The sequence below is a fragment of the Mesorhizobium sp. NPDC059025 genome (assembly GCF_042739655.1).
Taxonomy (GTDB): Bacteria; Pseudomonadota; Alphaproteobacteria; order Rhizobiales; family Rhizobiaceae; genus Mesorhizobium.
Genome location: NZ_JBHYIM010000002.1, coordinates 692,480 through 708,406, shown reverse-complemented (window position 1 = coordinate 708,406; position 15,927 = coordinate 692,480). Strand labels below are relative to the sequence as shown.

12 protein-coding genes are annotated in these 15,927 nt (G+C 61.3%); 6 read left to right on the top strand and 6 right to left on the bottom strand.

Features of this window, described 5'->3' with window-relative positions:
• Positions 1–22 precede the first annotated feature (22 nt).
• Together ACFWYE_RS07715 and pepN are read right to left on the bottom strand one after the other, a co-directional pair.
• Complete coding sequence (locus ACFWYE_RS07715) at positions 23–2,341, bottom strand: PAS domain-containing sensor histidine kinase (protein WP_379110550.1); 2,319 nt, start codon at positions 2,339–2,341, stop codon at positions 23–25.
• 174 nt (positions 2,342–2,515) lie between these two features.
• Entirely contained in the window at positions 2,516–5,158 is a 2,643-nt protein-coding gene (gene pepN / locus ACFWYE_RS07710; protein ID WP_379110549.1) for an aminopeptidase N, read from the bottom strand.
• A 152-nt stretch (positions 5,159–5,310) separates the two neighbouring features.
• On the opposite strand from pepN, the gene ACFWYE_RS07705 reads away from it, so the two are divergent.
• A complete protein-coding gene (locus ACFWYE_RS07705; protein WP_379110547.1) occupies positions 5,311–7,617 on the top strand; it encodes a xanthine dehydrogenase family protein molybdopterin-binding subunit in 2,307 nt (768 codons plus the stop codon).
• On the top strand, positions 7,614–8,564 hold the full coding sequence (locus ACFWYE_RS07700; RefSeq protein WP_379061233.1) for a DMT family transporter: 951 nt from the start codon (positions 7,614–7,616) through the stop codon (positions 8,562–8,564). Before ACFWYE_RS07705 ends, ACFWYE_RS07700 begins: the two co-directional genes overlap by 4 nt.
• Here the strand turns inward: ACFWYE_RS07700 and ACFWYE_RS07695 are convergent, their stop codons facing one another.
• Entirely contained in the window at positions 8,565–9,383 is an 819-nt protein-coding gene (locus ACFWYE_RS07695; RefSeq protein ID WP_379061231.1) for a helix-turn-helix domain-containing protein, read from the bottom strand. It abuts the gene before it with no gap.
• 208 nt (positions 9,384–9,591) lie between these two features.
• Here ACFWYE_RS07695 and ACFWYE_RS07690 point away from each other — a divergent pair, with 208 nt between their 5' ends.
• Positions 9,592–9,981 (top strand): hypothetical protein, encoded by a 390-nt coding sequence (locus ACFWYE_RS07690; RefSeq protein ID WP_379110545.1) that lies wholly within the window; start codon positions 9,592–9,594, stop codon positions 9,979–9,981.
• 62 nt (positions 9,982–10,043) lie between these two features.
• On the opposite strand, the gene ACFWYE_RS07685 is transcribed toward ACFWYE_RS07690, so the two are convergent.
• The 3 genes from ACFWYE_RS07685 to ACFWYE_RS07675 form a co-directional block, all read right to left on the bottom strand.
• On the bottom strand, positions 10,044–10,916 hold the full coding sequence (locus tag ACFWYE_RS07685) for a uracil-DNA glycosylase family protein (RefSeq protein WP_379110544.1): 873 nt from the start codon (positions 10,914–10,916) through the stop codon (positions 10,044–10,046).
• Between the two features lie 140 nt (positions 10,917–11,056).
• Entirely contained in the window at positions 11,057–11,752 is a 696-nt protein-coding gene (locus ACFWYE_RS07680; protein ID WP_379110542.1) for a hypothetical protein, read from the bottom strand.
• A gap of 4 nt (positions 11,753–11,756) precedes the next feature.
• Positions 11,757–12,401, bottom strand: a complete 645-nt coding sequence (locus ACFWYE_RS07675) for a hypothetical protein (protein WP_379110646.1) — start codon at positions 12,399–12,401, stop codon at positions 11,757–11,759.
• A gap of 225 nt (positions 12,402–12,626) precedes the next feature.
• On the opposite strand from ACFWYE_RS07675, the gene ACFWYE_RS07670 reads away from it, so the two are divergent.
• The 3 genes from ACFWYE_RS07670 (at position 12,627) to ACFWYE_RS07660 (ending at position 15,906) form a co-directional block, all read left to right on the top strand.
• Positions 12,627–14,306, top strand: coding sequence for an electron transfer flavoprotein-ubiquinone oxidoreductase (locus ACFWYE_RS07670; RefSeq protein ID WP_379110540.1), 1,680 nt, complete (start codon positions 12,627–12,629; stop codon positions 14,304–14,306).
• Between the two features lie 308 nt (positions 14,307–14,614).
• On the top strand, positions 14,615–15,214 hold the full coding sequence (locus ACFWYE_RS07665) for a DUF922 domain-containing protein (protein WP_379061220.1): 600 nt from the start codon (positions 14,615–14,617) through the stop codon (positions 15,212–15,214).
• An 89-nt stretch (positions 15,215–15,303) separates the two neighbouring features.
• On the top strand, positions 15,304–15,906 hold the full coding sequence (locus ACFWYE_RS07660; protein WP_379061218.1) for a DUF922 domain-containing Zn-dependent protease: 603 nt from the start codon (positions 15,304–15,306) through the stop codon (positions 15,904–15,906).
• Positions 15,907–15,927 lie beyond the last annotated feature (21 nt).

Below are 15,927 nucleotides of genomic sequence, written 5' to 3'. Positions count from 1 at the left end.
CAACTTGTTGCGAGGGAATGCCTCAAGCCGCTGCCTTGACCAACTGTGGTGCCTTCCGGACAGGGATGCGTACCGATACGATGGTGCCGGAGCCTTCCGTCGAGCGGATCTTGAGCGCGCCGCCATGCAGTTCGGCCAGCGAACGCGAGATCGCGAGTCCCAGGCCGGAACCGGTGTGGTTCTTCGAGAACTGGTTCTGCACCTGCTCGAATGGCCGGCCGAGCTTGCCGAGTGCTGTCTTCGGAATGCCACAGCCATTGTCTTCGATGGTGAGTGTGAGCGCGCCCGATGCGTTGCGGGCCTTCACCACGATATGCCCACCCTGGCCGGTGAATTTCACCGCGTTGGACAGCAGGTTGATGACGATCTGCTTGATCGCTCGCCGGTCGGCAACCAGTGACAGGCTGTCGGCGATGCGCGTCTCCACGGTAATTGCCTTCTGGGCGGCCTGGAGTGAAACCACCCGTACCGTTTCGGAGATCAGCGGCCCGAGATCGATCTGCTCCCGATCGATCGAGAATTGGCCAGCCTCGATCTTCGACATGTCGAGGATGTCGTTGATGACGCCGAGCAGGTATTTGCCGGACGAATTGATATCGGTGGCATATTCTTCGTAGCGCTCCGAACCCAGCGGACCGAACAGCGCCTGCTCCATCAATTCCGAGAAGCCGATGATCGCGTTGAGCGGCGTGCGCAGCTCGTGCGACATGTTGGCGAGGAATTCCGACTTTGCCTGGTTGGCGGCTTCGGCGCGATCCTTCTCCCGGATGTATTTGCGGTTCAGCTCGACCAGTTCGCGCGTGCGCTCTTCCTCTGCGCGGCGAGCGAGGCTGAGATCGTGGATGGTGGCCATCAGGCGCCGCTCACTGTCCATGAGCTTGTCCTGATGCTGCTTGATCTGCGTGATGTCGGAACCGACCGAGACGGTGCCGCCGTCGCGGGTCTTCAACTCGTTCACCTGCAGCCAGCGACCGTCGCCCAGCTGGCGTTCGATGGTGATGCCGCCATTGGGGCCGTTTGCATTGGCCAGACGGCGTTCGGCTGCGAAGGCCAGCATGCGCTCTTCGATCTCCGCACGTGCCGTGCCGGGCATGACGCTGCGGTCGGACAGGCCGTTGTCGAGCTGGAACTTGGAATTGCACATCACCAGCCGCTCCGACGCATCCCACAGCACGAAGGATTCGTTGATGTTCTCGATCGCCGTGCGCAGCCTCAGGTCAGCGGCTTCGGAGCGAAGCGCGAGGTGCCGCTGTTCGGTGACGTCGACTGCGATGCCGATAAGCTGGATTTCCGGCGCATCCGGATCCATTACCTGCGCCCTGGCGCGCATCCACACCCACTGGCCGTCGGCGTGGCGCATACGGAAGACCTGGTCGATCTGATCGATCTCGCGTGCCACGATGCGCTCGGCCAGCTCGAACAGATTTCCGTCTTCTGGATGGATGATCTCGTCGACTTCGCCGAAGGACAGCATCGTCTCGCAAGGCTCGTAGCCGAGCATGTCGTACATCGAGCGCGACCAGTACATCTTGCCGCGAGCCATGTCCCAGTCCCAGAGACCGCAGCGGCCCCTGACCAGCGCCATGTCTATGCGCTGCAGGGAATCTCCCAGGATGCGGTCAGCGCTCTTGGCGCGTGTCACCTGGCAGAAATAGGCATAGAGCACGATCAGCAGCACACCGGCTGTAAGCACGAACAGCGTCACGTTCAGGGAGACGGACTTGCGCCACTCCGCAAAGACCGCGTCCTGCGGAACAAGGACGGCTGCCGCACCCTTGCCATCGGGCCTGAGGTCGACGGCGGCATACCACTCGGTCTCACCGATGCGCACATCCAGCACACCGGCGCGCTCGCCGAAGAGGAACAGCGGCTGTCCGCCCGAGATGACGCTGTCGAGCGTACGACCTTGCCAACGGGTCGACTTGGGCGACACCGCAAGCACCGTGAAGTCCTTGTCGGTCACGGCCAGCACGTGATCGGTGCCGAGCGAACCCTGCCGTACGGCATCTTCCAGCAGCTCCTGTGGGCTGATGGCAGGTGCGGCGGCACCCGCCTTGGCGAGTTCACCAGCAGAAAGCGTGAGAATTGTCTTGGCATTGCGTTCGATGTCGTCATGCCAGCTCATCATCGACAGGAAGCGGAGGCAGGCCACGACGATCAGGAAAAGGATGATCAGGGAAGGGATCAGTCGCCGCAGGACCGGTTCAGCGGCCAACAACTTGCCGTAGGCCGGGCCGGCGATCAGCCGCGCATTACCGATCAAGGCATTGCTGCGGCGCGGACGGTTGCGCCACTCAAAAGCTGTCCGTCCGGGCGCGCGCAACGCGTCCGCCTTGGCCATGGAATGGCTCTCCCCGAAATTTTCCCCGATGATGATCCGGCAACACCGTACTTCCGAATCGTCATTAAAGAATCAAACGTGATTCGCCTTGTCCAGTGGGTGAGGAGAAAAAAGATTGAAGATTCAGTAAATCGGCCGGCGTTTTGAGCGCCGGCCCCTGTTTCTGGCCGTCAATCAGGCCAATGTGCGCTCGACAATGTCCTTGAGATCCGCCGAGAGCTTCTCCTGACCGAGGATCGACACCAGGGCTTCGCGCGCATGGCCTTGCCGCACGGGTTCGAGGGAGCGCCATGAGCGCATGGCTGTAGCAAGCCGCGCGGCGACCTGAGGGTTGCGCTTTTCGACCTGCAGGACGATGTCGGCAAAGAAACGATAGCCTTGCCCGTCGGCGCGGTGGAACCCGGTCTGGTTGGCACCTGCGAATGTACCGATCAATGCGCGCACGCGGTTGGGATTGGCGATCGAAAAGGCAGGGTGCCCGCTCAATGCCTTTACCGTTTCCAGCGCACGCTGTCCCGGTACGCCTGCCTGGATAATGAACCACTTGTCCATCACCAGTGCGTCGTCCGAATACTGTTTCTCGAACTGTTTCAAGGCTTTGTCAGCTTGGGCGGAATCAGTGTGGCGGTGAGCGAGAACGGTCAGGGCAGCAGCCCTGTCGGTCATGTTGGAGGCTTTCTCGAAGTGGTCAGCGGCGAGGTCAGCCCCGCCCGGCAACAGCGTAAGGTAGTCGAGCAGCACGTTGCGCAACGCGCGGCGGCCCGCGCCGTCGGCGTCGGGCAGGAAGGGGGCGCTGTCGCGCAATTCCTCGTAGAGACGCCTGAAGCCGTGCTGGTTGGCTGCGGCAATCGTCTGAGCGCATGCATGCCGCGCCGCAAGGATGGCCTCTGGGTCGATCCCCTTGCCGATCTCGCGTGCGATGTCGGCTTCGCCCGGCAGGCTGAGCGCCAGGGCACGGAATGCCGGTTCCAGCGACGCATCTGCAGCGATGCGTCCGGCCAGCGCTTGAAGATGCTCGCCGAATTCCGGCTGCTTTCCGCCAAGGACATTGCGGAAGCCGGCGATCAGCGCATCGGTAAGCAATGTGTTGAAGGCTTGCCAGCGCGAGAAGGCGTCGCTGTCGTTGCCGGCCAGGAAGATCAGATCTTCCGCCTTCTGTTCCAGCGACAGCGTAATCGGTGCCGAGAAGCCGCGATTGAGCGAAAGCACCGGCCGTTCGGTGATGCCGGTGAAGCGCACCGATTGATGGCGCTTGCGCAGGTGGATGACACCGTTCTCGACTGTTGCACCCTCGACGCCGCTGTAGGGCAGGTCGCTGCCGTCGGCTCCGACAAGGCCGAATGCCAGTGGTATGTGCATCAGCCGCTTGCGGCTTTCCGATGGGGTCGGGGCAAGCGACTGTTCGATCTCGAGCGTGAAGACGCGGGCCGCCTGATCGTAGCCGGAACTGACGGTTACATGCGGCGTGCCGGCCTGATGGTACCACAGCGCGAACTGCGAGAGGTCGCGGCCCGAGACGTCCTCGAACACCTTGAGGAAATCGTCGATGGTGGCAGCCTCGCCGTCATGGCGCTCGAAATAAAGGTCCATGCCGGCACGGAAGGTTTCTGCACCGAGGATGGTGCGGATCATTCGCACCACTTCCGAACCCTTCTCGTAGACAGTTGCGGTGTAGAAATTGTTGATCTCGCGGTAGCGTCGCGGGCGCACCGGATGCGCAAGCGGGCCCTGGTCCTCCGGGAACTGGTGGGCACGCAGCGTGCGCACTTCGGCGATGCGCTTGACCGGGCGCGAGCGCTCGTCCGCCGAGAATTCGTGGTCGCGATAAACGGTCAGCCCTTCCTTCAGGCAAAGCTGGAACCAGTCGCGGCAAGTGATTCTGTTGCCTGTCCAATTGTGAAAATATTCATGGGCGATGATCGCCTCGATGTTGGCGAAGTCGGCGTCGGTGGCAGTCTGTTCGTCGGCCAGCACATATTTGTCGTTGAAGATGTTGAGACCCTTGTTCTCCATCGCGCCCATGTTGAAATCGGAGACGGCGACGATGTTGAAGACATCGAGATCGTATTCGCGGCCGAATTTTTCCTCGTCCCATTTCATGGAGCGTTTGAGGGCGTCCATGGCGTAGCCGGCCAGCGCTTCCTTGCCGTGCTCTACATAGATGCCAAGCTCGACCTTGCGCCCCGACAGGGTGGTGAATTCGTCAGCCACTTTGCCGAGGCTGCCGGCGACAAGCGCGAACAGGTAGCTCGGTTTCGGGAATGGATCATGCCAGACCGCGAAGTGTTTTCCGTCACCGATATCCCCGTGCTCGACCGGATTGCCGTTGGCCAGCAGAAGCGGCGCCTCGCTGCGATCGGCCTCGATGCGCACGGTGTAAACCGACAGGATATCAGGCCGATCCAGGAAATAGGTGATGCGGCGGAAGCCCTCGGCCTCGCATTGCGTGCAATAGACGCCGCTGGAACGATAGAGGCCCATCAGGGTGCTGTTGGTCGACGGGTTCACATCCGTTTCGATGGTCAGCCGAAACGGCTTTGCCGGCGGCTTCAGGATGGTCAGCTGATCCGCTGCCGCGGCATATTCGGTCGCGCCAAGCGGTTTGCCGTCGATCGAAACGCCGGCAAGTCGCAATTCATCGCCATCCAGCACCAGCGGGGTTCCCGCCACTACACCTTGCCGGGGTTCGACGGTCAGGGTCGCGATGATCCTGGTCGCTTCCCTGGAAAGCGAGAAATTCAGCTCGGTCGTGGGGATCAGGTAGTCGCTGGGGCGATAGTCTTCGAGCCTGAAGACCTGGCCGGTATCTGTGCGCATCCGTCGATTTTTCCTGATGATCTCGGCATAGCCGGCATTTGCTGGGACAAGATAAAAGAGGTTGCGGCTCTTTACACGAAACCGTCCCTCGACAAAACTGCCGGTACATCCCCAAGGCTTTCCCAGCCTTCTCCGATCCCCGCGAGGTTGCCATGTCTGTCGTCACACCCAGATTCGGGATGGGCGCCTCGGTCCGTCGGCTCGAGGACAATGCCTTCATCCTTGGACAGGGACGCTACACCGATGACATCAGTCCGGACGGCGTGTTGCACGGCTATGTCGTTCGCTCTCCGGTCGCCAAGGCGCTTTTTTCGGTCGTCTCGACAGAGGCAGTGCGATCGGCGCCTGGTGTCCATCTGGTTCTTACCGGGGCCGACCTCGATCATCTCCGCGACCTGCGATCCGGCGTCATGCAGCCGCAGCCCGACGGCTCCCGGGCACCGACGCGTGACATACCGATCCTGTGCCGGGACGAGGTAAGTTATGTCGGCGACGCGATCGCTTTCGTTGTGGCTGACAGTCGCGAGCAGGCACAGGACGCGGCCGAGTTGATCGAGCTCGATTTCGACACACAGGACGCCGCCGCGGTAACGGCGACGGCGCTCGACGAGGAAACAGCGCCGGTCTGGCCAGAACTTGGTTCGAACCGTGCGTTTGCCTATCACATCGGAGACACGGCGAGGACGGACGCTGCCTTTGCGAAGGCAGCCAAGGTCACTCGCATCGACTTCGTCAACAACCGGCTGGTCTGCAACTACATGGAGGCGCGTGCCGCCGTTGGCGAATGGAAGCAGCAGGAGGGACGCTTCGTGCTCACCACCGGCTCGCAGGGCGTGCATTCGATGCAGAAGATCGTCAGCGGCGTGCTGGGTATAGGCAAGGATGAGTTGCGGGTTGTGACCCCGGATGTCGGCGGCGGGTTCGGCCCCAAGACATTCGTTTACCGGGAGCACCTGCTGGTCCTGGAAGCGGCCAGGCGGCTTGGACGGCCCGTGAAGTGGACCGGGGACCGGACCGAGCATTTCCTGACCGACGCACACGGTCGCGACAATGTCACCAGCGCAGAAATGGCGATGGACCAGGAGGGGCGCTTTCTCGGCCTGCGCGTGAGCCTGATCGCCAACATGGGTGCTTATATCTCGCAATACGGTCCGTTCATTCCGGTCGTCGGCGTTTCGATGTCCACCGGCGTCTACGACATCCAGGCGCTCGATGTTTCGGTTACCGCTGTCTACACCAACACCACGCCCGTCGACGCCTATCGCGGCGCGGGCCGTCCTGAAGCCGCGCTCCTGATCGAAAAGCTGGTCGACGCCTGCGCGCGCGACATGGACCTGACCGCCGACGAGATCCGGCGGCGGAACTTCATCCGGCCGGACCAGATGCCTTACCGCACACAGACCGGCCGCCTCTACGATACCGGCGAATTCGAAGGCCACATGAACCAGGCCATGCAACAGGCTGAGTGGACTCAATTTTCCACTCGGCTGGAGGAGGCGACGTCTCGTGGGAAGATCCGCGGCATCGGCATGGCGACCTATGTCGAAGCCTGTGCTTTCGCCGGTTCCGAGCCGGCGCATGTCGAATTGAACGGCGACGGCACGATCACGCTGAAGATCGGCACCCAGACCAACGGCCAGGGCCACGCCACGGCCTACGCGCAACTGCTGGCCGAAAAGCTCGATCTGCCCATCGAGCGGATTCGGGTTCGTCAGGGCGACACCGACGAATTGAAGGCTGGCGGCGGCACCGGCGGTTCGCGCTCCATTCCTCTCGGAGGTGTTTCCACTGCGCGAGCAGGTGAGGATCTGGCCGAAAAGATCAGGCGCATCGCAGCCGACGAACTGGAAGCTGCCAGCGCAGACATCGAGCTTAAGGATGGCATCGCCCGGATCGTCGGCACCGATCGCGCGATGGATTTTGCAGCCATCGCCAGGGCGGCGAAAAAGCCGGAGGACCTCAAGGGGTTCGGCGAATTCGTGCAGGACGAGGCGACCTATCCGAACGGCACGCATATCTGCGAAGTCGAGATCGATCCCGACACGGGAAGCACGGAGATCGTGCGCTACACCATCGTCGATGACTTCGGGGCGACCGTAAACCCGATACTTCTCGCTGGCCAGGTGCATGGTGGTGTCGTCCAGGGCATCGGCCAGGCACTGGTGGAGGAGACGGTCTATGGTGAGGATGGCCAGTTGCTGTCGGCCAGCTTCATGGACTATGCCATGCCGCGCGCAGACAGCGTGCCATTCTTCCATTTCGAGACCCGCAACGTGCCTTCGACCACCAACGCGCTCGGCATCAAGGGAGCGGGCGAGGCCGGAACGATCGGCGCTACGCCGGCGGCACTGAACGCTGTGACCGATGCGCTTTATCGCGCCTACGGCATAAGACATATCGACATGCCGGCGACGCCGTCGCGCATCTGGGGGGCGATACGGGACGCCGGCATGCAGTGACGTCAAATGCATCTTCCGTCCAGCCGCATACGCTGGTCGGCATCACGCTGAAGATCCTGTCGGTTTCGGTGTTCGTGGCGATGTCGTCGCTGATCAAGGCCGCCGGCGAGCTGCCTGCCGGCCAGATCGTTTTCTATCGTTCCTTCTTCGCCATCTTCCCGATCCTGGTCTTCCTCGGTTTTCGGCGCGAACTGCGTACGGCCTTTTCCACCAGGCGTCCGCTCAACCACATCGCGCGCGGCGTGGTGGGAGTTTGCGCCATGGGGTTCGGTTTCTTCGCGTTGACGCGCCTGCCACTGCCGGAAGCGATCACGCTGAACTATGCACAGCCGCTTCTGGTCGTGGTGTTCAGCGCCATCTTCCTGCGCGAGACCATCCGCATCTACCGTTGGGGTGCGGTCATCGTCGGTCTCATCGGCGTCGTCATCATTTCCTGGCCGACGCTCACCCTGCTGCGCTCGGGCGCTGCCCTTGGCGACCAGGAGGTGCTGGGGGTGATCGCCGCATTCATCGCAGCGGCGATCTCGGCGGTTGCCATGCTTCTGGTGCGAAGCCTGGTGCACAGCGAGCGCACGGCAACCATCGTTCTGTGGTTCTCGCTGACGGCGAGCATCCTTGCCCTGCTGACCATTCCGTTCGGCTGGCAGACGCTGGCGACCAGACAGGTCGTGCTGCTGATCCTGGCCGGTTTCTGCGGGGGGCTCGGGCAGATCCTGATGACCTCCGCCTATCGCCATGCCGAAGCCTCGGTCGTGGCGCCGTTCGAGTACACCTCGATGCTGCTCAGCATCGTCGTCGGCTATCTCGCCTTTGGCGACGTGCCGACGCTCCACATGCTGGTCGGAGGGGCGATCGTGGTTGCCGCTGGCCTTTTCATCATCTGGCGCGAACGGCAGCTCGGCCTTGAGCGAGCCTCGGCGCGGAAGGCTTCGCAGCCACCCGGCTGATCAGGCTTGTCCCGCGGTTTTCGTCCGTTCGAGCGCGAGGCGGGTCAAAGCCTGTCGTGTTTCTTCATCGGCGGGGAAGAAGGTTTCGATCGCAAGTTCGGAGAGCGTGACGTCGAGCGGCGTGCCGAACACCGTGGTCGTGCTGATGAAGGACAATACGGTGTCACCAAGCCGCATCCGCAAGGGATGAACGATTGCATTGCTTTCCGGCTTCACCGGTCTCGTGCTCGAGTGGACTGGATAGGTCCGCAATTCTTCCTCGAGCGCTTCCAGGACAGGATCGCCGGAGGCCTCGACCTGTTGTTTCAGGCGCTCCAGGAGATGCGCGCGCCATTCGGCGAGATTGGCGATGCTGGATGCAACGCCCTTGGGATGCAGGCTGAGCCGCAACACATTGACCGGTGCCTGCAGCAGTGACGGGTCGCTGACGCCGGCAAGCATCGGCGCAAGGGCATCATTGGCGGCAACGAGGTTCCAGTGCCGGTCGACGGCGAGCGCGGGAAAGGGCTCATGCCCTTTCAGCACCAGCTTTACGGCTTCCATCGCTGGAGCGAGGTCGGGGTCATTCAGCGAGCGTTCGCCGAAGGAAGGCGCAAAACCGGCGGCGAGAAGGATTTGATTGCGCTGCCTGAGCGGCACCGAAAGCTGTTCCGAGAGCCGCAGCACCATCTCGCGCGATGGCATGGCACGGCCACTTTCCACGAAGCTCAAATGTCGCTGTGAGATCTCGGCCTCCATGGCGAGATCGAGCTGGCTCATGCGTCGGCGCGTGCGCCATTCGCGGAGCAGGGTACCGGCAGAGATCTGGGGGGCGCTCATGAAAATCCTGTCTGGTGACTGGTGAAACGAGAGATCGGCTGCCCTTCGCGTATCGGGCGAGGATGCGTATCGGGACAGCCGCAAATCTATGATCGGAGAAAATTCATTTCCATTACCTGGCGCGTAATCGCCGTGGCTGAACCGGCCTGACAATCTCTGTCCATCAGATGCCGGACGGTCCGCAGCATCACGAGCCTGGAGAAAGATCATGCAGATTTCAGTTTCCCCATTCCTCCGCAATGTGCTGCTGCTCGATGCGCTGGCAAGTGGTGCTACGGCGATTATCCTGCTCGGCGGCGCTCATATGCTGAGCCCTCTGCTGGAAATTCCTCAGAGCCTGCTGTTCTGGTCTGGTGCTGCGCTGGTGCCGTTCGTGCTCATGGTGCTCGCGGTGTCGCACCGGCAGACTGTGTCGCGCACCATGTTGGTCGAGATCATCGCAATCAATGTGTTGTGGGTCGTCGCCAGCTTCGGCTTGCTGGTTTCCGGTGTCGTCTCACCGAACCTGCTCGGTATTGCCTTTGTCAGCGCCCAGGCGATCGCCGTAGCTCTGTTCGCCGAACTGCAATATGTCGGCCTGCGCCGCCTGGCTATCTGAGAAAGCCTTCGACACAAGGATGTTTCTGCCCGGCCGACGATCGTCCCGGGCAGATTTTGCTTTCACAGGAGTGAACGCAGTTTCATTTTCACTTCGACGAAATCGCGCCAGGCCAGTCGTTTATGCGCGGGCGTGCGCAGCAGATAGGCGGGGTGCAATGTGGGCATTGCAGGTATGGCAATGCCGCCGGCTGTCGTATGGGCGCGCCAGTTGCCGCGCAATCTCAGAATACCTTCGGTGGTGTTGAGCAGGGTTTTTGCCGAAGGTCCGCCGAGATTGACCAGGACCTTCGGATTGACCAGTTCGATCTGCCGCTCGATGAACGGCCGGCAGATTTCGGTCTCGTGCGGGGTAGGCGTGCGGTTGCCCGGTGGCCGCCATGGGATGACGTTGGCGATATAGGCGGATTTGCGGTCCAGGCCGATCGCTGTCAGCATCCGGTCGAGGAGCCGGCCCGAGCGGCCGACAAAAGGCAATCCTTCGAGATCCTCGTCGCGACCCGGCGCCTCGCCGACCAGCATCAGCGCGGCTTCCGGATTGCCGTCAGCGAAGACGAGATTCTTGGCGGTGAACTTCAGGTTGCAGCCATCGAAGCCAGCCATGGCTTCGCGCAATTCGTCCAGGTTGGAGGCCATGCCCGCAAGCTGGCGCGCGAGCTGAACCTGAGCCTCGTCGGGCACCGCAGCGGTAACTGGACCGCGCTGGGCGGCAGCCGGATTGGCGGGGCTGCTTTCTGCGAAAGCACGGCCGGTTCGAGGACGTCGATCCGAGGATGGTTCGGGAGCTGAAGCTGAAGTAGCCGCACTTCGGATCTGTGCCATCTCGGCGAAGCGGTCCAGCGGCTCCTCTGTCAATGCTTCATCGACACCGGCGTCCAGATAGAAGGCCAGCAGCTCGTGCAGCTCCGGTTGGTTTTGGGATGAGAGGGCATTCATGGCCGCACCATCTTCCGATGGCTGGAAAATTGCAAGCTTGAGACAAGGCGCCTCGGGTTGGTTCAACCCCTGCGGTTTTCTCACCGTCCGCTTGCCATCTCATCTCTTCAAGGAAGCATGCAGCGGGCGAAATGGGCCGGCTAACTCGACGGAACATGCGGCTCCTGCACCAGATAGATGGCCAGGTGCGGCGTGTAGTCGGTTACCAGGAATTCGAATTCCGCAACATGTTTCGGATCGGCGTGGCCTTTCTTGAACACGAGCCGGTCATAGGGACGCATTTCCCGCTGGAATTCGCCATAGTCAGCGGAATGGATGTTCTCGGGGCTCACATTGCGCTGATCGAAAGAAAGACCGTCTGCATCGTCGCTCAGACGGCCGAGGGCGGATTGAAGTTCGAATTCGAACTCGACCCAGGGTTCGCCACTGTTGTTGAGTGCGCTGATGCGAAGGTAAAGCTGCCCGGACGCATAGTCGCCGGAAGGATCAAACGGCACTAACGGTCGCGTGGTGCGAACGGTCAGTGTCACTGGAGCTGGCGAATCCAGCTCTTCTTCGATCACAATGGGGGCGTCGCGTGTCCCTTTGCCGGAAGCGTCGGTGATCCGGAAATCGCCAAGTTCGTCCGAGACGGAATAGGGACCGCACGACCATATCTTGTGTTCTACGGCTTGGCTCGGCGACGGTGCCATGGCGAGGGAGCCGATAAGGGTCGCAAGGAATGGCAACTGGCGAGTGGCGAAAGGACGCCATGGTGAAAACCGTGTCGGGACGGTGCTGCACATACAATCAGTATGGCTGATTGCGGGCTTTCCGGAAAGCTCAGCGTGCAGCAAGCCATCAGCTCGATGGAATACGCGGATCCTGCATCAGATAGAAGGTCCAGCGCGGCGTGTAGTCGGTGATCAGGAATTCGAATTCCGCTGTTTCCAGCGGATCGACCTTGCCCTTGGTGAACAGCAACCGGTCATAGGGTTCGAAATTGCGGTCGAAGGTCGCAAAGTTCGACGATCCTATGTTTTCGGGTGTCTTGTTGCGCTGATCGAAGGAGAGGCCGTCGCCGAACACGCTTGGCTGGTCGAGAATCTCCTGCAGTTCGAACTGGAATTCCACCCAGGCATGGCCGCTGTTGTTGAGTGCATTGATGCGCATGTAGATGATGCCGCTGGCATAATCGCCCGTGCTGTCGAAGGGCTGGATCGGCTTGATGGTGCGGATCGTCAGCGTCACCGGCGTTGCGGAAGTGAATTCCTCGTCAATGACGATAGGGTCCGCGCGCGTGCCTTTGCCGGAGACGCCCCTGATATGGAAACCACCGAGCTCGTCGGAAAAGGAATAAGCTCCGCTTTCCCAAACCTTTTGTTTCTTTTGAGCCTGGCCCGGAGAGGCTAACAGGAGAAAGCCGAGGATGGCCGCAGGCCACAACAGGCCCGAGGCGGAACGGAGGCGCGACGTTGCTAAGCCGGCTGGCCCATGAATGCGCATGAACAGGACTATGACCGATAACGGGTGTCTCGAAAAGCGTCCGTTTTCAGGTGTATCCTGTAATTGACGTTTACGTGAACGTAAAATATTCTGAAGAACGTGGCGGCTTCGTCTGTTGTCAATGCGATGCCGTCGTTCCATGCCGGTTTCGCGTCGCGGAATGATGCGCTATGGAGCGCATGAGCCAGCAATATGCCGGAACGGCAAGCCAGTGCGGAGGGACCTATGAGCGAGATCGAACGCGAGAGCATGGAATTCGACGTGGTGATCGTCGGAGCCGGGCCGGCAGGCCTCGCCGCGGCGATCCGGCTGAAGCAGCTCAATCCCGATCTTTCCGTCGTGGTGCTGGAAAAGGGCGGCGAAGCGGGGGCACACATTCTCTCCGGCGCGGTCGTCGACCCGATCGGCATCGACCGCCTTCTGCCCGGCTGGCGCGAGGAGGGAGATCATCCCTTCAAGACGCCGGTTACCGCGGACCATTTCCTGCTGCTCGGGCCGGCAGGTTCCTTCAGGCTGCCGAACGTTCTGATGCCGCCGCTGATGAACAACCACGGCAACTTCATCGTCTCGCTCGGCAATGTCTGCCGCTGGCTGGCCGGCAAGGCCGAGGCTCTGGGCGTGGAAATCTATCCGGGTTTTGCCGCAGCCGGCCTTCTCTACAATGAGGAAGGCGCGGTCACCGGTGTTTACACCGGCGACATGGGGGTGGAGAAGGACGGTACGCACGGGCCGAACTTCGCGCCAGGCATGGCACTGATGGGCAAATATGTGCTGATCGGGGAGGGCGCGCGCGGTTCACTCAGCAAGCAGCTCATCGCCAGGTATCAGCTCGACGCTGGCCGCGAGCCGGCCAAATTTGGCATTGGCCTCAAGGAACTCTGGCAGGTCAAGCCGGAGAACCACAAGCCTGGTCTTGTCCAGCATTCCTTTGGCTGGCCGCTCGATATGAAGACCGGTGGCGGTTCCTTCCTTTATCATCTCGAGGACAACCAGGTGGCGGTCGGCTTCGTCGTCCACCTGAACTACAAGAACCCGTATCTGTCGCCCTTCGAGGAATTCCAGCGCTTCAAGACACACCCGGCTATCGCGCCGACCTTTGCCGGCGCCAAGCGTCTCGGCTATGGCGCCCGCGCCATCACCGAGGGCGGTTACCAGTCGGTGCCGAAGATGTCGTTCCCCGGCGGTGTTCTGATGGGCTGTGCCGCAGGCCTCGTCAACGTGCCGCGCATCAAGGGCTCTCACAATGCCGTACTGTCCGGCATGCTGGCAGCAGAGCATGCCGTGGAGGCGATTGCCGCCGGTCGTGCCAATGACGAACTTGTCTCCTACGAAGAAGCCTGGCGCGACAGCGACATCGGCAGGGATCTGAAGAAGGTGCGCAACGTCAAGCCATTGTGGTCGCGCTTCGGAACACTCGCGGGTGTTGGCCTTGGCGCGCTCGACATGTGGCTGAACACGCTGTTCGGTTTTTCGCCGTTCGGCACGCTGAAGCACGGCAAGACCGATGCTGCATCGCTTGAGCCCGCGTCGAAGCACCAGAGGATCGCCTATCCAAAGCCCGATGGCGTGCTGACCTTCGATCGCCTGTCGTCGGTCTTCCTGTCTGGCACCAACCATGAAGAGGATCAGCCGGTCCATCTCCAGGTCAAGGATGCCGCGCTGCAGGTGAGTTCGGAGCACGATGTCTTCGGCGGTCCGTCGACGCGCTATTGTCCGGCCGGTGTCTACGAGTGGGTGGACGCCGACGGCAACGCCGCGGCAGATCCGTTGGCCAAGGATGTGCGTTTCGTCATCAACGCGCAGAATTGCGTGCACTGCAAGACTTGCGACATCAAGGACCCGAACCAGAATATCAACTGGGTGCCGCCGCAGGGTGGCGAGGGGCCAGTCTACCAGAACATGTAGTTTCGGGACCGCGCATCGGCAGGAATTCGGGATCGATTCCGGTAAATGCGGTGCGTATCGCCGATGCTTTGGAGCGTCTTCCGCCTAGCCGCGGCCTCTGGAGCGTTTCCGGTTTTCACGGAAACACGGAAACGCTCTAACTCTTTGTTTTCGCAATTCCAGACGGAAAACCGTTACACACTTTTCCTGGAATTGCTCTAAGGCTCCAAAAGAACCCTAAGGGCCTTAATTTGACCGTATGGTAGCGTTTATGCTCCTGTGCTCGCACCCCAACAGTGATAAAATGGGCGAGCGCGGGAGGATATCTGATGGGCCGGTCTATTTTCTGCAGTCTCGCTCTGCTGGCAGCGATAGGCGCGCCAGGTGTCGCGACCGCCGGCTCGAAAGTGATCACCCATATACGCACCTATGATATCGCGGGTGAAAGCGGCCAGGCGCTGATCGACGCCATGGACAAGAGCGGTCCCAAGCACGGCTTCCTGACACGGGCCATTGCCCAGACCTCCTACACCGTCGACTGGAATTTCGATCTCAAGGCCAAGGCTGATGTCTGCCACGTCAAGGCTGCCAGCGCGACGCTGGACATGACCTATATGTACCCGAATGTGACGACGCCGATGTCATCTGCCTTGCGCAAGCGGTGGCAGCGGTTCTTCGCCGGCGTACGCGCACATGAGCAGACGCACGGCCGCATCGCCAGGCAGGGAATTGCCGCTGGCGAACGCGCCATCACCGATCTTGCGGTCGCCAATGATCCGCACTGCATCAAGACACAGCGTGAGGCGCAGCGGCGTGTCGATGCGATCTACGAGGAATTTGAAGCCAAGCAGGTCGCCTTCGACCAGCGTGAGCACCGTCAAGGCGGTCGGGTCGAGGCGCTGGTCGCCAGGCTTGTGCGCGAGCGCTGATCCAGCAGCGGAAAATTCCGATTCCGTTTTGATCGCCGCCGGTTCGGCATCTATGGTGCGCACGAAAATGGCATCATGGCAGGGACAGCATGACTTTGAAGACCGGGCTTGGCCTCCTTTCGGCGTGTGTGGCTGCGCTTCTGGCTGCAACTTCCGCCATCGCCAAGACCATCGAGCAGGAAAAACCTTACGCTGTCACCGGCACCACCGGCGCTGAACTCTACGCGTCGATCGGTCAGAATGGGCCGGAAGTGGGAAGAAGCGGTGGCCGCGTCATCGCGCACACATTCTTTAAGCTCACCTGGAGACGAAACTACGTCCCGGAAAACGGTGGCTGCACATTGAAGTCGGCAACGCCAACGCTGATCATCACTTACACACTGCCCAAGCCTGCAAACCCGCTACCGCCTGCAGTACAGAAGCGCTGGGATATCTTCATCGACGGCCTTCGTCGCCACGAGAAGGTGCATGGCGACCACATCAAGGCGATGCTGGCGCAGATCGAACGGACCACCATCGGCGTATCGGTGCCCAACGATCCCGGTTGCCAGAAGATCCGCCAGGAAATCCAGAAACCGCTTTCCGATGCCTCTGTCACGCAGCGCCAGCAGAGCCGTGATTTCGATCGTGTCGAGATGGGCGCCGGCGGAGCCATCCAGCGGCTCATTCTCGAACTGGTGAACGGTAACTGACGTCGCAGGACGACGGGGGCC